Here is a 19,087-nt window from a genome sequence, read left to right as displayed (position 1 = left end):
AAACAATGTATTTCACAAATTATTAATCTATTAATAGCATTCATTTTGCATGTTGGCAAAAAGTCAACTTTTCATTTACATGAGGATCAATAATATGACATTGAGCAAAAACTCAGAGATTTACCGCCTGATTGATGCCCGAGCCGGTCGTGTAACTCCTCAGATTTATATTGACCCTGGGCTTTATCAATTAGAGCTCGAAAGAATATTTGGCCGTTGTTGGCTCTTTTTGGCTCATCACAGTCAAATCCCGCGTCCGGGAGATTTTTTTAATACTTATATGGGAGAGGACAGTGTTGTTGTTGTCCGGCAGAAAGAGGGTTCCGTTAAAGCCTTTCTAAATCAATGTCGTCACCGCTCAATGCGGGTTTGTTACGCGGATAGTGGTAATACCCGTGCGTTTACTTGTCCTTATCACGGTTGGTCATACGGTGTTGATGGGCGATTAGTTGACGTTCCATTGGAATCGTGCGCCTATCCACATGGGCTTTGCAAAGAGAAATGGGGACTTCAGGAAGTTCCGTGTGTGGAGAGTTATAAGGGTTTGATTTTCGGTAATTGGGATACGACAGCTCCCTCCTTGATTGATTATCTTGGTGATATGGCCTGGTATCTTGATGGTGTGCTTGACCGTCGCGAGGGAGGAACAGAAGTTATCGGCGGTGTGCAAAAGTGGGTCATCAACTGTAACTGGAAATTACCTGCTGAACAGTTTGCCGGCGATCAATACCACGCTTTATTTAGTCATGCCTCTGCTGTACAGGTTTTAGCTGTAAAAGAGGGCGATAATGAAAAAGCGTTAGGCGCTGGTCAGACTTCCCGGCCGGTCTGGGAAACAGCAAAAGATGCAGTGCAATTTGCTCAGAACGGTCACGGTAGTGGATTTTTCCTGACTGAAAAACCTGATGCCAACGTTTGGGTTGATGGTGCCGTCGCCCGTTACTACCGTGAAACCTACGCCGAAGCAGAACAGCGCCTGGGGAAAGTCAGGGCACTGCGTCTTGCGGGCCACAACAATATTTTTCCAACACTCTCCTGGCTTAACGGTACAGCGACGATGCGGGTATGGCATCCACGCGGACCAGACCAGGTGGAAGTATGGGCATTTTGCATTGCAGACAAAGCGGCTTCTCCAGAGGTAAAAGAGGCTTTTGAAAATAGTGCAACCCGTGCATTTGGTCCGGCAGGTTTTCTCGAACAGGATGATTCAGAAAATTGGGTGGAAATCCAGAAGGTACTCAGAGGCTACAAAGCCCGTAACAGCCCGTTGTGTATGGAAATGAGGCTGGGACAAGAAAGAGTGCGGGACGATGGTATTCCAGGCGTGACCAACTATGTTTTTTCCGAAACTGTCGCCCGTGGCATGTATCAACGCTGGGCTGATTTACTGACCAGTGAAACCTGGGATGAGATAGAGGAAAAAAGCCGGGCTTATCAGCAGGAGTTGGTCAAATGAAAGAGTTAATCGTCAATCAAGAAAAACGGGTATCGGTAGAGCTGCATTATGAAATAAGTCAGTTTTTGTATTACGAAATAGCGTTACTGGATGAGTGGAAATTTCGCGACTGGCTTGAGTTGTTATCAGAAGATCTTAGTTATACCATGCGCACCATTGTTAACGCCCAAACCCGCGACCGCCGCAAAAGTATCCAGCCTCCAACCACTTGGTTATTCAATGATAATAAATTTCAGCTTGAACGCCGGATTGCCCGGTTAGAAACGGGTATGGCATGGGCAGAGGAGCCGCCATCCCGTACTCGTCATCTACTGACAAACTTGGTGATTACTGAGACAGGTTTGCCAGACCAGTTTCATGTTCGGTCCAATTATCTGCTGTACCGCTCACAAAAAGAGAAAGATGAAGCTTTTTATGTCGGTAAGCGGCTGGATTGTGTTCGCCGCAATCTGAATACAGGTAGCTGGCTGGTTTGCAGACGTGAAATTACTCTGGATCAAGCCGTCTTAACTTTCCATAACCTGAGTGTCTTATTCTGATGAGCCAGTTATTTGCATGTACTGTTGAAGAATTGCCCGATGGGGAAGCGCGTAAGGTGGAATACACACCGGATATTGCGCTGTTTCACTATAACGGCGAATTCTTTGCTGTTGATGACCGGTGCAGCCACGGTAATGCCTCTATATCCGAAGGGTATCTGGAAGACAATGCGACAGTTGAGTGCCCACTGCATACGGCCAGTTTTTGTCTTAGAACCGGGAGGGCGCTTTGTCTTCCTGCGACAGATCCATTGAAGACGTACCCTGTTGTTGTCGAAGGTGGAAAAATTTACATCACTGTTTCGGAGGAGCAATAATGAGTTGGATGAAAGATCAAGTCATTTTATTAACAGGTGGTGGATCCGGTTTAGGTTTGGCTTTAGTGGAACGTTTTATTGCGGAAGGTGCCAAAGTTGGCGTATTGGAGTTATCTGCGGAAAAAGCGACAGCGCTGGTGCACTGTTTTGGCAAAGATATCTGTGTTATTCAGGGGAATGTCACCTCTTTTGCAGACAATGAACGGGCAGTTGCAGAAACTGTTCGATGTTTTGGTAAGTTGGATTGCTTTATCGGTAATGCCGGGCTCTGGGATCACAAAACCAGCCTGCTTGATGCGTCAGCAGAACAGATTGACAAAGGATTTGATGAACTGATGGGGGTTAACCTGAAAGGGTACATTCTGGGGGCCAAAGCGGCATTACCTGCGCTAACAGCATCAGAAGGTAGTATGATTTTTACGTTGTCGAGTTCATCATGGTTTTCTGGTGGTGGCGGTGTGTTGTATACCGCCAGCAAGCATGGCGCAGTCGGGATGATCCGCCAGTTAGCGTATGAACTGGCACCGGTTATCAGAGTTAATGGTGTCGCGCCGTGTGGCATGCCAAGTGATCTCCGTGGCCCGGCTACATTATCCCAGCAGGATAAATGCATCACAGACAGTCTGCCGCTGGAAAGTATTGGTGCAGCATTACCTTTGCAATTCACGCCTCAGCCGGAAGACTTCACCGGCCCATATGTCATGCTCGCTTCTCGTGCAAACAACCGTACCTTAACCGGTGTCATGATAACGGCTGATGCCGGGTTAAGTATTCGCGGGGTTCGCCGGATCACTGCGGGGATCATGTCACCGGATAAAAAGGGGAATTCAGATGACCATTAAATTGATCTGTACTTCACACACACCTTTGATGGATTTTTGTTCTCCACCTGGAACGACAGAAAAGCATGTTCGGCAGGTTTTTCAACAATTGGCTGAACAGGTGAAAGCATATGATCCAGAATTGATAGTGATTTTTGCCCCTGACCATTTCAATGGTTTTTTTTATGACCTGATGCCGGCATTTTGTGTTGGGGTCAGAGCGAATGCTGTGGGGGACTGGGATATTGGCAAAGGTCCACTCAATGTGCCTGAAAACACCGCGAAGGATCTCATTTCTGCTTTATACGATACCGGTATTGATGTTGCACAATCCTGGCGTATGCAGGCTGATCATGGTTTTGTTCAACCATTGATGTTGCTTTGCCAGGATTTACAGTGCTATCCGACTCTCCCAGTCTTTATTAACTGTGCCGCCAGTCCATTACCGACATGCCGCCGTACCGTTGCGCTTGGTCGTGCGATTGGACAATTCTTGTTTAAAACAGATCAGCGGGTATTGTTGTTGGGCTCTGGTGGTTTATCACATGATCCACCAATATCGCAGATTGGACAGGTACCGCCGGAAGTTGAAGAGGGCTTGATTGCCGGGAGAAATCCGACAAAAGAAGCGCGTCAAAGACGGCAAGGCCGGGTGATTGCGGTTGGAGAATCGTTGGCGCGTGGTGAAAATGTTGTTGCGCCGTTGAATCCTCAGTGGGATGAAGAACTGTTGAGTATTTTTTGCAGTGGCGATATACGGCGCCTTGCTTCATTAACGAATGGCGGGATCGCTATTCAGGGCGGTAAGGGAGGACAGGAAATCCGCTGTTGGATTGCCGCTTTTGCAGCACTTTCTGTTTATGGCGAATATAAAGCCCAACGTCATTATTACCAACCTATTAAGGAATGGCTGGCTGGAATGGCAATGGTCAGTGCTCAACCTGTGAATTAAATGGGGGCATAATATGCGAGATCAGACTTTTATTATTGTCGGAGCAGGGCAAGCGGGGGCGATGGCCGCCGCAACCTTAAGGCAGCAACAGTTTGATGGCGATATTATTTTAATTGGTAAAGAATATCATGCACCTTATGAGCGGCCTATTTTATCAAAAGAGTATTTAATGAACCCGGAGGAAGAACCGAAATATTTGTTCTCCGAAGATTTCTATCTGAAAAATCGGATAGATTTACGCATGGGTCAGCCGGTCAGTCGTATTATTCCCGCGGAACATTGCGTCGTTTTGGAAGATGGCGACAAGCTCAGGTATGACAAACTCCTGCTCGCGATGGGGGCAAGAGCCAAGCGGTTTCCGTTACTTGATCAACTCGGTGAGAATGTTTATACCCTGAGAACACTGGATGATGCGCAACGCTTACGCCAGGCGGTGAAAGAAGGTAAACGGGTTTTGATTGTCGGTGGAGGTGTTATTGGTCTGGAACTGGCGGCAACCTCCTGTGAAATGGGCGCGAATGTGACGGTTATCGAACAGGCGGATAACATCATGGGGCGTTGTGCACCTCCGTTGTTGCAGGATTATCTTTTAAATCGCCATCAGGAAAAAGGGGTGCAATTCTTCCTTGATATCAATATTGTTTCCGCACAAAGGCAGGAGAATGAATTAGTGCTTATACTGAACACCGGAGAAGAGGTGATCGGAGATATTATTATTTATGGTATCGGTGCGGAATTCAGGGACAAGCTCGCTGCTGATGCCGGATTGGTTACTAATGGTGGCATAGTCATTGACAGCTGTTGCCAGACGTCTGAACCGGATATTTTTGCTGCCGGGGATGTTTGCCTTCAGAAAGAGCCAATAACTGGGGATCTCCAACGTCGTGAAACCTGGGAAAATGCTAACCGTCAGGCAACTATCGCCGCACATGCAATGATGGGACTGAAGCCTCCACAGCCAAGTGTTCCGTGGTTTTGGACAGATCAATGGGGCATTAACATTCAGATGGTTGGCAAAATGCAGGCTGAGGAGTGGCATATCCAAGGTGATCTGCAATCAGATAAAGCCATTTTATTGGGTACAGAGAATGAAGTTTTAGTGGGTGCTGTCGCGATTAATCAGGGAAGAGAAATGCGGAATTTACGGAAATTACTCTCTAATCCTATGGCGATTGAGGTGTAGCGTTTGAACACGTTAATTTTATAGAGATAGACGGGTGATGAACTGTTTTATTATCGAATATCGGTGGCTGTCCAAGTGGTCACCGATAGTCATTACATGGAATCTATTTGCCATAAACTAAGCCCACTGTTCACCAGAGAAATGATCAACGGAATGATTGATGAAACCATAGAAAAGGTCTCTATCTGGAGGAAGCTTGCCGTTGAAGTTGGTGTGCCAGGTTCATTGATTAAGGAAGTCGACTCAAATTTGAGATTAAATATCTAATATTACGGTTCAAAACGAATCAAACTGTTTTAAACCGTAATATTTATTTAAGTAATGCAATAAGTTAAATACTATCTTATTAATGTTCAATAATATAAAGATCTTTCAATGATATAAAACCAAGCGGGCTGATATAATATCCGCCAATATAAGGTTTTACTAGTCTGGCACTAACATAATAATAAATAGGAATTGACGGTACATCTCTTGTAAGAATATCTTGTGCTTGCTGGAAATATTTCATATCGTTTGTTGTTTTGGCTTTTTTCATCAGATCATCGTAAATATTATTACTATATAATGATGTATTATTAGAGCTGTTGGTTACAAAATTATTTAAAAATGAGGCGGGATGATCATAATCAGCTGTCCATGCATATCTCACCACATCAAAATTACTTTGATGCATTGTGTCTAACATTGTTTTCCATTCTTGATTCTGTAAGACAGCATCTACGCCCAGATTTTTCTTCCACATTGAAGATACGGCAATAGCAATCCTTGTATGACCTTCTGATGTATTATAAAGAAGATTAAATTTTAGTGGATTATTTCTGTTATAACCCGCTTCATTCAATAATTTCCTGGCTTTTTCAATTCTTTTCGCCAGTGTCCATGATGCATAATCTGGTTGTTTTAAATTCATTCCTCCGGTATTCGGTGGGGTATTATTATAAGCGGCTTTTTGACCTTGACCTAATACCTTATCTGAAATGATGGTTTTATCTAAAGCCAAATTTAATGCCTGTCTGACTCTGATATCATTAAAAGGTGCTTTTTGGGTATTAAATTCGTAATAATAAACACCTAATTTAGGCGAAATGTGAACCTGGCTACCTAACTTAGTTTTTAAGGAGTTAAATGAAATTGATGGGATACTTTTCGTTATATCTATTTCCCCTGCTAAATAACGATTCACCACTGCTGTTTCTGACGTGACGGCAAGATAGGTGACTTTATTAATAACGGTATGTGCATTATCCCAATATTGTGGATTTCTGATACCAATGACTTTTTCATTGACGATCCATTCAGCCAGTTTAAACGGGCCACTACTGACAAACACATTCGGTTGAGTCCATTTCTCACCATATTTTTCAACCGCTTTTTGGCTGATAGGCACCATTACCGGATGTGCCACCATCTGTAAGAAATAGGATAGCGGCTGTTCTAATGTCACTTCTACCGTCATGTCATCCAGTGCTTTAACACCTAGTGCATCGACTTTTTTCTTTCCGGCAAGAATATCTTTGGCGTTGGTTATATACATGTTTTCAATATAGCTGCCATATGGAGATGCCATTTGGGGATCAATTAAACGTCGCCAACTAAAAACCACATCATGGGCAGTAATAGGAGAACCATCAGACCATTTTATTCCTTCTCTTAAATGAAATAACCACACTTTATTATCTTTGGTTTCCCAACTGACGGCTAAATCGGGATTTAACTTACCATCAATGCCTGTGTCAATTAATCCACTAAAGAAGTCGTGAATAATATCAAATTCAACATCACTTTCAACTTTATGGACATCAAGAGACGCAGGTTCTGAACCATTATGAAGAACAATATCCTGATTAATTGCCAGTTTTGTACCAGGTGGAATAATTGCCGCATGAGATAATGTCAAGCTTCCAAATATAATTCCTGTGAATAAAAATATATTTTTTATTGTCTTTTTCATCGTGATTTCTCCAATAAGGCTTCGTTTTTTAATATTGATGTTGCAAGTTGAGCAATATCTGATATTGGCTCGATTGTAAATAACCCTGCCGAGGAATAGCCCCCGAATTTTTTCTTCCGGTTAAAAAAATCTTAGATCCTGCTCACAGATCAGCATATTTTCCTGAACAGAAATGTCGAAAGTTACATCTATGTATCTAATTATTCTTTTATTCTTTTTTTTAGTTGAAAAATTAACATCTATATAGCAATTGAATATATTAAGTTATAGGTTATATTTTATATTATCCAATCCATCAGGAGATAACCATGGCGGTAACAACGCTCAGGCATTTCATTAATAGTCAGTATGTTGAATCTAAAAGTTCCGAATATTTTGACCTGGTAAGCCCGGTCACGGGTGAAGCCTATGCACGTTCTCCTAACGCGATTATAGCGGATGTTGATGAAGCTTATGCATCGGCTAAAGAGGCGTTCAAGATCTGGGGGCGCAGCACACCGTCAGCACGTCAGCAGGCGTTGCTGGCATTAGCCGATGCGGTGGAAAAAAACGCTGAACGTCTGATCGAAGCGCAAAGCCGCAATACGGGGCAGCTCAAGCATCTGATTGCCTCTGAGGAAGTTACGACGTCAGTGGATCATATCCGTTTCTTCGCTGGCGCCGCCCGTTTTCTGGAAGGCAAAGCGACGGCTGAATATCTTCCTGATATGACGACCAGCATCCGGCGCGAACCACTGGGCGTGGTGGGGCAAGTTACGCCATGGAACTACCCGCTAATGATGGCAGTATGGAAGATAGCGCCTGCGCTGGCAGCGGGCAATACTGTGGTACTCAAACCGAGCGATACCACACCGGAAAGTACTCTGTTGCTGGCTGAATTGGCCGCTCCGTTCTTCCCTGTAGGTGCATTCAACGTGGTGTTGGGTAATGCCAGTGCGGGTGCTCTGGTCGTTTCACACAAAACGCCGGCTATGGTTTCCATCACGGGTTCCGTGCGTGCAGGTTTGCAGGTTGCCTCTTCGGCGGCGGCTAATCTCACCAGAGCACATTTAGAGCTAGGCGGCAAAGCGCCGGTGGTTGTTTTCGCCGATGCAGATATGGATAAAGCGGTGGAAACCATAGCTACCGCGGGGTACTTCAATGCGGGTCAGGATTGTACGGCAGCCTCGCGTGTGCTGGTGCATGAATCTGTTTACGATACCTTCGTCGCCAAACTGGTGGCGGCAGCTAAAGCTACCCGTTTTGGCTATCCGGAAGATGAAGAGGCGCTGTATGGGCCGCTTAATAATGCTCGTCAGTTGGAACAGGTCAAAGGGTTCATTGCGCGTCTGCCCGCTTATGCCCGTATCGAAACAGGAGGCCGTCAGGCCGAACGTTCGGGTTATTACTTTGAACCTACGGTAATTACCGGTCTGAAACAGCACGATGAAGCAATCCAGACCGAGATTTTCGGCCCGGTTATCACGGTGCAGAAGTTCCGCGATGAACAGGATGCCATAGAGAAAGCTAACGACGTGAAATACGGACTGGCCTCCAGTGTCTGGACTCGCGATCATGGCCGCGCGTTGCGTTTGTCACGTGAACTCGATTTCGGTACCGTCTGGATTAACACCCATATTCCTCTTACGGCAGAAGCGCCGCACGGCGGCTTCAAGAGTTCTGGATATGGTAAAGATCTGTCGGCTTATGGCTTCGATGAATATACGCGTATCAAACACGTGATGAGTTCCAACGACTGACACAGGACATCCGTCATGATTCAGAATAGATCTCCACGCGACTTGGTGTCGCGTGCGCACCATGAGTTGTTTACTGACCGTGATGTAGGGGCGCTTGAGCGTTATTTTGCGCCGCATTTCATCGAACATTCCCCGTTGGTCAAAGAGGGTCTTGCCGGATTGCGTGAGTTGGTCCGGACACATCCTGAACTGCATCACGAAACGTATCGTGTACTGCAAGATGGTGATCTGGTCGCCATCCACGGTCGTTTTACGGGATTAGATGACCGGCCGCTGGTCGGTTTCGATCTGTACCGGGTTGCCGACGGCTTAATCGTAGAACACTGGGACGGCCTGGTACCCCAGGCCGAACCCAACGCCAGTGGCCGGACTCAATTAGACGGCCCGACTGAAGCAGATCATGGTCATGACCGGGAGAAGAATCGCGAGCTGGTGGTCAACTTTTTCACACGTACCCTGATCGAGGGCCACTACGAAGAGTTTGTGAACTACACCAATGGTGAATTGTTTCGCCAGCACAGCCCCGATATTCCCGATGGTACGGCTGCGGTCATTTCGTTTCTTAAGCAACTCAGGGATGAAGGGCAGGGTCTGCATTACGCCAAAATTCACCGTACGGTAGCCGATGGGCAGTTTGTTCTGACCCATTCGGAGGGGAGTATCGCCGGAGCGCGTCACAGTTACTTCGAGCTATGGCGCATTGAAAATGGCGAAGTGGTTGAACTTTGGGATGCTATCACCCCGGTACCGGAGGATGCGAAAGCGCTGCATCGCCACGGCATTTTTTAACGTTGAACGATACCTGGCGCGGATGGCATGGCGGTAGTTGGGAACTGTTCACATCGGGCGTCTGCCTGCTGAAGCCCGTTTATTTCAGATTGCTGAGGAGTTTTCATTTATGACTGAATCTATGTTAGCCAAAAGACGCCGCGCGGCGATTGCAAAAGGCGTGGGCGTGACTACACAAGTTTATGCGGAGCGTGCGGAAAACGCTGAAATTTGGGACGTTCAGGGGCAACGTTATATCGATTTTGCCGCCGGTATCGCCGTGGTGAATACCGGCCACCGCCATCCGCGCGTCATCGCGGCAGCCAGAGAACAACTGGAACAATTTACCCACACCTGTCATCAGGTAGTGCCCTACGAAAATTATGTGGCGTTGGCCGAACGTTTGAACCACCTGGTGCCTGGTAATTTTGCGAAGAAGACTGTTTTTGTCACTACCGGGGCCGAGGCGGTGGAAAATGCCGTGAAGATTGCGCGTGCTGCTACCGGGCGCAGTGGCGTGGTCGCTTTCAGCGGCGCTTTCCATGGACGTACCTTCCTCGGTATGTCATTAACCGGCAAAGTTGCGCCGTACAAAATGGGGTTCGGCCCGCTGGTTAGCGACGTTTACCGTGTTCCGTTTCCGATCGGGCTGCATGGCATTAGTGTGGAACAAACGCTGAATGCGCTGGAAAATCTCTTTAAAGCCGACATTGAGCCTACGCGCGTCGCTGCCATCATCATCGAACCGGTACAGGGCGAAGGCGGTTTCTATCCTGCGCCTCCTGAGCTGCTCAAAGCTCTGCGTGAGATCGCCGATTGCCACGGCATTGTACTGATCGCCGATGAGATCCAGACCGGTTTCGCGCGTACGGGCAAACTGTTTGCCATGGAGCATCATGAGATTACTGCCGATCTGACCACGATGGCGAAAGGTCTGGCGGGCGGTTTGCCGCTGGCGGCTGTGACGGGACGTGCCGAGTTGATGGACGCTGTCGTGCCTGGTGGTCTGGGGGGAACCTATGGTGGTAACCCGGTGGCGATTGCGGCCGCCCATGCGGTGCTGGATGTGATCGAAGAAGAGAAGCTGAATGCGCGGGCGACGCAGCTGGGAGACCAGCTAAAACAGCGTCTGCATAAACTGCGACCGCGTATCCCGCAGATCGCCGACGTGCGTGGGCTCGGGCTGATGATTGCGGTGGAGTTTAACCGTGCGGACAGTCAGGAACCCGATGCCGGCTTTACCAACGCGGTACGTCAGAAAGCGCTGGAGCGTGGTCTGATCCTGCTGATATGCGGTGTACACGGCAACGTGATTCGTTTCCTTCCGCCGCTGACCATACAAAATAACGTTTTTGACGAAGCGCTCAACATTCTGGAGTCGGTGTTGCTCGATCTGACTGAACAGTAGATAGAACCTGCTGCCTCATAAGAGGGGATAACAATGCACTGGTATTTAAATGTATTAAAGAACTATGCATGCTTCAGGGGGCGAGCCCGGCGTAAGGAATTATGGTATTTTGTTCTGTTCCAGATCCTGGCTGTATTTATTATCTCTTTCCTTGAACGCTACTTTGCCGTTGCCAATCCTGAAATTTATATGGGCTGGTTCAGCGCTGTCTATCTGCTGCTCACATTTTTGCCCGCGCTAGCTGTGAATGCCCGCCGCCTGCACGACATCAACTGTAGCGCTTGGTGGTTACTGCTGCATCTCATACCGTTTATCGGCACTGCTACCTTGCTGATTCTCGCCGGTCTGAAAGGGAGCTCTGGCAGCAATAAATACAGCTCAGATAGCCGTACTCACTCATAGGAAAACTCTCCAGACCAGGCCAGCGAGTGATTTCAAGATCATGATAGGAGTGCTGAAATGACAATGAATAGAAGAGACTTTATCTCTACCGTCGCGACGCTAGCGGGGGCAGGAGTGCTTTCATCTGTACTTCCTAACTTATCCTTGCTCGCCCAGACCTTAACCGCGGCCGATGCTCGGGCCGTCAATGTTGATAAGCTCCGGCCGACGCTGTTGGAGGATGCGCAGCACAGAGCCAGCCGGTTGGGGCTGGATCCGCGCATCTGGAACTGGCATAAAGACGCTGCTGCTGACGCCATGCCGGCCAACTATTATGAAGCATCTCTGGCTGACTGGTCAGCTTTTGGAAGCCTGCCTGGAGACCAGAACTGCGAGGTTGTGGTCATCGGCGGTGGATTGCTGGGTGTTTCCACGGCATTGCATCTTGCTGAAGCGGGTGTGGACGTGATTCTAGTTGAAAAGGATAACATTGGTTCAGGCGCTTCTGGCCGTAACGGGGGACAGATGACCCCCGGACTCGCACGCTGGGAAGCTGAAACCATGCTGGAAAAACTTTCGTCCGATGAGGCAAAACGCCTATGGCGTTTTGCCTCTGTTGAAGCGATGAATCTCGTGGATGAACTCCGTGAGCGTTACAGTTTCGAATGTGACCGCAAATATGGTCATATAACTGTTGCGGTGCACGCAGGCCACATGGGGCCGCTGGTGGCTAATGCTGACGCCCGGCGCCAAATGGGAGATACAGCAATGAAGGTTATCGGACCGCACGAATTGCAGGAAGAGTATGTGCGTTCGGGCATCTACCATGGAGCAAATATCGACAGTATCGGTGGGCAGATCCAGCCTCTGGCGCTGTTGCGTGGCCTGGTTTATGGTTTCGCCAGACTGGGTGGGCGAATCTATGACAGTACGAAAGTGAAGGGCTTCAGGCAGGATGCTGGTGGCACAGTCGTAGAAACTGAGCGGGGGGCTATCAGGGCAAGTAAAGCCGTGGTGCTGGGTGTGCATAGCTCCACGGGTGAGTTTATCTCCGGTCCTTCCACCACGGTGCCTTTTTTCTCCTACGTAGCGGTAACGCCGCCGTTGCCGGTGGATGTCAAAGAGCTGATCCCATCAGATCTGCCGGTCTACGATACACAGTTACAGGTTGACTACTATCGTGCGGTGCGCAATAACCGCCTGTTGTTTGGTGGACAGGGTACTGGCAACTCCTGGTCACCGCGTGATGTGAACAACTATCTGCTTGAGCGTATCAGAACCGTGTTCCCGCAGCTGGAAAAAAACGAACTAGAATATTCCTGGGGCGGGATCAGCGATCTGACCCTGAACGGTGCTCCCGATGCCCGCAAGAGCGGCGACAGCGTACCCGTGTATATGGTACATGGCTGGAGTGGTCATGGCGTGGCGCAGACGGTGCGCATTGGCAAAGCTATCAGCGACGATCTTACCGGACGCAACGACGACTTTACCATGCTTACCTGCATCGACCACGCGAGTATTCCGCTGGGCTCCTATCTCTCTCCAGTAGCCATTCCGTTGGCTAAGGGTGTTTTGGGAGTGATAAGCACGTTTAATCCGGCAGAGATGGTTTCGTTCTGAGCAGCAGGGCGTGGGGTTTCGGGAGACAATGCCGGTTATATTTGCATTGGTTAATGATTGTATGTATATTCTTTATGCTATCAATCGTTAACTTGAGGTGCATTATGCAAACTCTACATAGGAAAACCAGACTCGATAACAACATGGCGGCACCTCATCATGAATACGACGATGCTGATGCAGCGGCTGATCGCCTTGAGAATATTATTAAGGAGCTGGCAGATCGTATTCGTAGCAAGGGTAAGGCAGGTATCAAGCGCCAACTGGCATTGCCGGACAATCAGTTTCTAATGAATATGTTATTTCTGGCTATGCCGGCACAGGCACTTGCCGAACTGACGCCGGAAAAGAAAAGGTTGCTTAATCGTGTGCGTAGCCGCGCGCGTTTTTTTGACAACGTGCGCGAAAATGGTGGTGTGTTAAGTTCTGCTGAGGTGGCGAAGTTATTGGGTGTCAGCAAGGTAACAGTTAAAAAGAAAAAAGATACCGATAAATTACTGGCTCTTGAACACGATGGTGAATTTATCTACCCGGCTTTTCAGTTCACCGATGATGAAAGTAAAGGCGAAAAAGGTGTATTGAAGGGCGTGGCGGAGATTTTGCCTCATCTTAGTCATTTCAGTGGTGTAATGCAGTACGGATTTTTCGCGCAGAAACGCAATGTACTGGAGCACCGTCTGCCAGAAGGCCAGGAGTTCACTGTTATTGATATACTGAGAGATGGCGTTTCGGATGATAAACTTCAGGAAATAATCCGTTTGGCGGGGGTATTTGGTACTCAAGATGCCGCATAGTAAAAAGTGGGGGAACATGCATGCTGCCGGTTCCCCCATCTGTCATATTACTGGAATATCCAGGTCGTTCACCAAGATGTCTTCAGCAATTTCTCCTTCGTACTCAAACTCTCTGAGCACCTTGAGTTCCACAGTACGTATCACGCCTTCGCCCGATGGGTCGTTATGCCAAAGCACTATGCAGGGCTCAAGTGTGACGTTGGACACATAAGTCAGCCCATTTGCATGCGGTGACAGCTTTGCCGCGAGTTGCTGTGTGATCCGATAATCCGTACCGGTCAGCTGGTGGGCCGTTATGTGCATTTTCGGCGCAAGCCGGGTAATGTCCACAATATGCAGATCTCGCTCTGTCACTAATGTAGCCATATGGTACCCGTCCAGTTCCCGGTCTGTAATGGCTGGCAGGCGTTGGAACACCTCTTTCATTGATGTTCTCGGCGAGTTGGCCAGATACAAGTTGCCATCTGTACCGTTCGTTAACCCGTACCGGGTGTGTTCCCCGTTGCGGTTAAAGAAAACGCCGTTGCCGCCATGTTCACCCTCTTGTAATCGGTAAAAAACCGTGCCGACTGAAATGAAGGTGATACTTTGCATGATTTTATCGGTGGTGAGTGCGTCGATCTGCTTCTTTGTCACCGAATCGGGGTTCTCCTCTGATTTTATTACCATTGAACACTCCTTTATTCTTACCTGTTTCAGCCATATGTTGTCTCCGGTCTTATTACATTAACTTACTGCAAAGACGTATGATGCTGGTCATTTATACAGTATTGGGTGGTGTATTACAAACAAGGGAGCGGGGTATATGTTTTGATACGGATAAAGTTAGACTATGCTACTCACTGCGTGAGGCTGATTGGAAATGAGCATATGCGGCAGAATGATACTATTTATTAAACAGAATAATTAATTTATAGGAAATAAATCCATAGAATTTATCATGATATTTTGGCATGAATATCATTCTGATTAATAATCTTATGATATTAAAATAACAATATATTTATTGGTGGATATTTATTATTGCTTTTATCACTGGAAGGAAATAATTTATCAATTCATCTTGCATAATTCACATAATAGAAATTCTATTGGCCGAAATATTGAAAATACTTATTTATGATTATGGTGATATATCTTGATTAGCCTACTTTTATAACTAGAAAATTGACATTCTCAATCCATGTATGAATGGTAACCAATATGCAGAGAACCCAAAGAGTTGTTATTACCGGTATGGGGACCGTAACACCGATTGGTGAAGATGTTGAATCGTGTTGGCAAAGTATTATCGAGAAACGACATCAATTTCACAGAATTGAATTTCCTAACTCATTTATTAATTCACGTTTCTTTTCTTTCCTTGAATCAAATCCATCACGCTATCAGCTCTTGCCGAAAAAGTTAACGCATATGCTTTCTGATTGTGGAAAAATAGCGTTGAAAGCCACTCATCAGGCTTTCGCGCAAGCATTTGGCGCAAATGTATCTCCGGTTGAATATTATGATAAATACGAATGTGGGATAATTCTTGGCAGTGGTTGGGGTGCTATCGATAGTGTCGGAGATTATGCTTGTCAATATAAGGAAGTAAAATTAGCTCATCCCATGAGCAATCTTATCACTATGCCAAGTTCCATGACGGCGGCATGCTCGATCATGTATGGATTACGTGGTTACCAGAATACCATTATGGCGGCATGCGCAACGGGAACAATGGCGATAGGAGATGCATTTGAAATTATTCGCTCAGGGCGTGCAAAATGTATGATTGCCGGAGCAGCTGAATCACTTACCCGGGAATGTCATGTTTGGAGCATAGATGTACTCAATGCATTATCGAAAGAGCAAACAGACCCGAATCTTGCATGCTGCCCATTTAGTCTTGATCGCTCCGGGTTTGTGCTGGCGGAAGGCGCGGCTGTGGTTTGTCTGGAAGATTATGATTCGGCAGTGGCACGTGGCGCGGTTATTTTGGCGGAAATTAAAGGTTACGCTCAATATTCAGATGCCGCCAATTTAACCCGGCCAACAGAAGATATTGAACCTAAAATATTAGCGATAACTAAAGCCATTGAGCAGGCACAAATTTCGCCGGAAGATATTGACTACATTAATGCTCATGGCACATCTACACCTTTAAATGATCTTTATGAAACACAATCAATTAAAGCCGCATTGGGCCGATATGCTTATCAGGTACCTATATCAAGTACAAAATCTTATACAGGTCACCTTATTGCTGCTGCGGGTAGTTTTGAAACCATTGTCTGTGTGAAAGCCCTGGCTGAAAATTGTTTACCGGCAACATTGAATTTACATCGGGCTGATCCAGATTGCGACCTTAATTATTTACCTAATCAACATTGTTATACGGCTCAACCAGAAGTGACTCTTAATATCAGTGCAGGTTTTGGGGGGCATAACGCGGCATTGGTTATCTCTAAGGTAAGGTGATTGAAATGTTGATTTTTGGAATAGAAGATATTAAACACTGGTCAAATTTCTCTGGGGATTTTAACCCCATTCATTATCCAGAGAAAAGCGAGTCTTTGCACAATATGCAGCAACATCCGGTACAAGGCATGTTGAGTCTTCTTTATGTACGGCAACAATTTGCTCAATTATTTTCAGCTTCTTCCGCTGAGGTACTGAATATTGATGCTTTATTCCGTCAATATGTTTATACCGCATTACCACATCAACTGAACATTGATGCTAAAAGCAAAACGTTTAAACTGGAAAATCCCTGTAGGAAAAGTACATTGTCCGGCAATACCAATGTAGAGAATACAGTGGCATCAATTGAAGATTGGGTCATTCAGGATAACTGTCAAAAGTTAACGATAACGGGGAGAGATGTTTATAAGAAATATGCTGTTTTTAAGCATTATTTCCCTAGTGTCACTTCTGTTGGGTGGTTTTTGGATGCGCTTGCATTTCATCTTATGATTAATTCAACCAGCTTTCTTAATTTTGAACACTACCATTTTAGTCAATTACGTGATTACCTGAGCCGATCTATGACTTTACATACCGGGCAAGGGATAAAGATTAAGAAAACGGTTGTTTATAGCACAGAATTACTGTCTTCGCCGAATATTTGTATTGAATTAAACCCTCCATTATTGATTAAAAATGGTCCTAAAGACTATGTCCGTATTTTTCATTATCGATGTTTATATAATGAAAACCCTATTTTTGTTTCAAAGATTTCAATTATCTCTAAAATGGAATAAAAGGAATACAGAATGCCAACACAAAGTGACATTTTTACTGAGGTAAAAAATAGAATATTAATGATGAAAGATATAGAAGAGACAGAAATAACACCAGAATCCTCTTTTGTTTCGCTTAAATTTGATAGTCTTGACTATGTGGAAATTCAAGTGTTTATATTGGAGATGTATCGTATTAGTATTAAAGCCGAACTTTTTTCAAATCATTCTATTTTAACATTAAATGAACTTACTCATTATGTAAAATCACAGTTATAGTTTGAGTTTTTACTTAATACTATTTTTTACTACCACTAATATTTAAGGAGTTATAATGAATATTATAGAAAAAAGTAAATTTTCTGCTCTATATTCCGGATATTCAGAAACAGAAGGTTCTTCGTGGGTTGGGAATCTGTGTTACTTCTCAGCTGGTCTGGAGCACCTGCCTATTATTGTTAATAAGCGTCGTTTCTTGATTGAATTTGTTATTCCAAAACATTTATTTGATCCAACCGTTGAACCTAGAGTATTTGATCTGGATATAAATAAACAGTTTTTACTTCGTCGTGACCATCGAGAAATAAACCTTTATAGTTTAGGTGAAGGTAATTATATGGATAGGACAACAACAGATAGAAAACTGTTCGAATTAGATGAAGATAGTGCGCTATTTATTAAAACGTTACGTCAAGCACTTTGTAAATATGTTTCTATCACGCCCTCAACCACTCAATTCGTCTTTTTCGCGCAAGGAAAATACAGCGAATTTATTATGAATGCCCTGAAAGAATTTAATGACGAATTATCAAGGCATTATCGCATTAGAATTATCCCTGAGCTACAAGGGCCATTCTATGGCTTTGAACTTGATATTATTTCTATTACAGCCTAATTCGCAAGATTGGAGGGTATTATGGCAAAGAAAATCACAACATTTACTATTGAGAGAACTGATAACCGTTTTTATGCTAATGGGCGTCATCAATCCATGGTAAAAATTTCTGTACTTAAGCAGGAATATAATGGCAATAATTGGGTAAAGATAGCGCTTAGCGATGCTGAAAAAAGATCGATTCAGGTGGCGGCATTAAGTGATAGCCTGAGCTATGATCAATTAAAAATGCCTTCAGGATGGACAACAACAGATACTCGGGGTAGATATGTGTTTGGGTTATTGAATGGTGCTTATAATGCTTCATTTGATGAGCCTGTCACAGATCATGCTGGCGATTGCTGTACAAACGAAAACCATCAACAGAATGAACAGAGTGCGAATGTCAAGAGTGTTCCTGAAATTATCTATCGTTATGTAAGTAGTGGTAAAACAGGAATAGAGCAGTTGATGGCCAAAATGACATTCGAAGATACAACAGGGAAACGTACACTAACGACCAATATGTCAGTTGGTGATGATGTTTTTGACAGTAAAATTTCATTAGAAGCCATCGTGCCTTATGCAATCAATGCCAATCAATTGCATGAATCAATAAATAAATTATCCGACAAAGAAGAAAATCCTACAAAATCAGATACCCATCATCAGACAATCAATCTTTACACATGGACATTACCCTATAATTTGAGGATTTTTGAGGGGAATGACAGGACAGTTAATCGCATATATGCTCTTGGTAAAGACTCATCAAATGAACGATTCCTGACAAGAGGAAGAGTATTTAAACGAGGAACTTCATCTGTAAATGCACGTGATAATGTGAATGGAGGATGTGTTATTGACCATTCTTATTCTGTGACTATTCCAGACACTCAGCTTGCGGCTGAAGTACTCCAGGTTACGGGGTGTTCATGGACGAGTAGTCATCATGATCAAGGCTACGAAGTCTCAATTATTGATAATTACGGTTGCCAACATAAATTTAAAATATCATCTTTTAATACAGGACGTGAACTGAGAATAACGAGAATATAAGTTA

19 protein-coding genes are annotated in these 19,087 nt (G+C 45.3%); 17 read left to right on the top strand and 2 right to left on the bottom strand.

Annotated elements, in window-relative coordinates; genetic code table 11:
• The first annotated feature begins 94 nt into the window (after positions 1–94).
• Genes hcaE through hcaD form a run of 6 tightly spaced genes read left to right on the top strand, consistent with a single transcriptional unit; the run spans position 95 to position 5,268 of the window.
• On the top strand, positions 95–1,456 hold the full coding sequence (hcaE, locus tag ACGF63_RS16255) for a 3-phenylpropionate/cinnamic acid dioxygenase subunit alpha (RefSeq protein ID WP_152962118.1): 1,362 nt from the start codon (positions 95–97) through the stop codon (positions 1,454–1,456).
• Entirely contained in the window at positions 1,453–1,995 is a 543-nt protein-coding gene (hcaF, locus tag ACGF63_RS16250) for a 3-phenylpropionate/cinnamic acid dioxygenase subunit beta (RefSeq protein ID WP_387632052.1), read from the top strand. The genes hcaE and hcaF overlap by 4 nt, the downstream gene beginning before the upstream one ends.
• Complete coding sequence (hcaC, locus tag ACGF63_RS16245) at positions 1,995–2,312, top strand: 3-phenylpropionate/cinnamic acid dioxygenase ferredoxin subunit (RefSeq protein WP_036847320.1); 318 nt, start codon at positions 1,995–1,997, stop codon at positions 2,310–2,312. Before hcaF ends, hcaC begins: the two co-directional genes overlap by 1 nt.
• Positions 2,312–3,154: a 3-phenylpropionate-dihydrodiol/cinnamic acid-dihydrodiol dehydrogenase gene (gene hcaB / locus ACGF63_RS16240; RefSeq protein WP_152962116.1), complete on the top strand. Its 843-nt coding sequence runs from the start codon at positions 2,312–2,314 to the stop codon at positions 3,152–3,154. Before hcaC ends, hcaB begins: the two co-directional genes overlap by 1 nt.
• Positions 3,144–4,085, top strand: a complete 942-nt coding sequence (locus ACGF63_RS16235) for a 3-carboxyethylcatechol 2,3-dioxygenase (RefSeq protein WP_152962115.1) — start codon at positions 3,144–3,146, stop codon at positions 4,083–4,085. Before hcaB ends, ACGF63_RS16235 begins: the two co-directional genes overlap by 11 nt.
• Positions 4,086–4,098: 13 nt before the next feature.
• Entirely contained in the window at positions 4,099–5,268 is a 1,170-nt protein-coding gene (gene hcaD / locus ACGF63_RS16230) for a phenylpropionate dioxygenase ferredoxin reductase subunit (protein ID WP_152962114.1), read from the top strand.
• Positions 5,269–5,614: 346 nt separating this feature from the next.
• On the opposite strand, the gene ACGF63_RS16225 is transcribed toward hcaD, so the two are convergent.
• Positions 5,615–7,222, bottom strand: coding sequence for an ABC transporter substrate-binding protein (locus ACGF63_RS16225; RefSeq protein ID WP_152962113.1), 1,608 nt, complete (start codon positions 7,220–7,222; stop codon positions 5,615–5,617).
• A gap of 308 nt (positions 7,223–7,530) precedes the next feature.
• Between ACGF63_RS16225 and ACGF63_RS16220 the strand changes: the two genes are divergently transcribed.
• From ACGF63_RS16220 to ACGF63_RS16195, 6 genes are all read left to right on the top strand, one after another.
• Complete coding sequence (locus ACGF63_RS16220; protein ID WP_387632046.1) at positions 7,531–8,961, top strand: gamma-aminobutyraldehyde dehydrogenase; 1,431 nt, start codon at positions 7,531–7,533, stop codon at positions 8,959–8,961.
• 15 nt (positions 8,962–8,976) lie between these two features.
• Entirely contained in the window at positions 8,977–9,750 is a 774-nt protein-coding gene (locus ACGF63_RS16215) for a nuclear transport factor 2 family protein (protein WP_152962111.1), read from the top strand.
• Positions 9,751–9,859: 109 nt separating this feature from the next.
• Positions 9,860–11,137: a 4-aminobutyrate--2-oxoglutarate transaminase gene (locus ACGF63_RS16210; RefSeq protein WP_152962110.1), complete on the top strand. Its 1,278-nt coding sequence runs from the start codon at positions 9,860–9,862 to the stop codon at positions 11,135–11,137.
• Between the two features lie 33 nt (positions 11,138–11,170).
• Positions 11,171–11,539, top strand: coding sequence for a DUF805 domain-containing protein (locus ACGF63_RS16205; RefSeq protein WP_387632041.1), 369 nt, complete (start codon positions 11,171–11,173; stop codon positions 11,537–11,539).
• Between the two features lie 57 nt (positions 11,540–11,596).
• Positions 11,597–13,138, top strand: coding sequence for an FAD-binding oxidoreductase (locus ACGF63_RS16200; protein WP_152962109.1), 1,542 nt, complete (start codon positions 11,597–11,599; stop codon positions 13,136–13,138).
• Positions 13,139–13,242: 104 nt separating this feature from the next.
• Positions 13,243–13,932: a hypothetical protein gene (locus ACGF63_RS16195; RefSeq protein WP_239002296.1), complete on the top strand. Its 690-nt coding sequence runs from the start codon at positions 13,243–13,245 to the stop codon at positions 13,930–13,932.
• A gap of 42 nt (positions 13,933–13,974) precedes the next feature.
• Here ACGF63_RS16195 and ACGF63_RS16190 read toward each other — a convergent pair whose 3' ends face one another.
• Positions 13,975–14,601 (bottom strand): RES family NAD+ phosphorylase, encoded by a 627-nt coding sequence (locus ACGF63_RS16190; RefSeq protein ID WP_132354883.1) that lies wholly within the window; start codon positions 14,599–14,601, stop codon positions 13,975–13,977.
• A 534-nt stretch (positions 14,602–15,135) separates the two neighbouring features.
• Between ACGF63_RS16190 and ACGF63_RS16185 the strand changes: the two genes are divergently transcribed.
• Genes ACGF63_RS16185 through ACGF63_RS16165 form a run of 5 tightly spaced genes read left to right on the top strand, consistent with a single transcriptional unit; the run spans position 15,136 to position 19,083 of the window.
• Positions 15,136–16,389 (top strand): beta-ketoacyl-[acyl-carrier-protein] synthase family protein, encoded by a 1,254-nt coding sequence (locus ACGF63_RS16185; RefSeq protein ID WP_239002295.1) that lies wholly within the window; start codon positions 15,136–15,138, stop codon positions 16,387–16,389.
• Positions 16,386–17,171 (top strand): hypothetical protein, encoded by a 786-nt coding sequence (locus ACGF63_RS16180; RefSeq protein ID WP_387632035.1) that lies wholly within the window; start codon positions 16,386–16,388, stop codon positions 17,169–17,171. Before ACGF63_RS16185 ends, ACGF63_RS16180 begins: the two co-directional genes overlap by 4 nt.
• Positions 17,172–17,183: 12 nt before the next feature.
• Positions 17,184–17,429, top strand: a complete 246-nt coding sequence (locus ACGF63_RS16175) for an acyl carrier protein (protein WP_152962106.1) — start codon at positions 17,184–17,186, stop codon at positions 17,427–17,429.
• 55 nt (positions 17,430–17,484) lie between these two features.
• Complete coding sequence (locus ACGF63_RS16170) at positions 17,485–18,045, top strand: hypothetical protein (protein WP_036847287.1); 561 nt, start codon at positions 17,485–17,487, stop codon at positions 18,043–18,045.
• 21 nt (positions 18,046–18,066) lie between these two features.
• The gene (locus ACGF63_RS16165; RefSeq protein ID WP_036847285.1) at positions 18,067–19,083 is read left to right on the top strand and encodes a hypothetical protein; all 1,017 of its coding nucleotides are present in this window, start codon (positions 18,067–18,069) and stop codon (positions 19,081–19,083) included.
• Positions 19,084–19,087 lie beyond the last annotated feature (4 nt).

This window comes from Photorhabdus sp. RM322S (genome assembly GCF_042879395.1).
In the GTDB taxonomy this organism is placed as follows: Bacteria; Pseudomonadota; Gammaproteobacteria; order Enterobacterales; family Enterobacteriaceae; genus Photorhabdus; species Photorhabdus khanii.
Note: the sequence above shows the minus strand (reverse complement) of the source record. Positions and strands in the feature narration are given on the sequence as shown.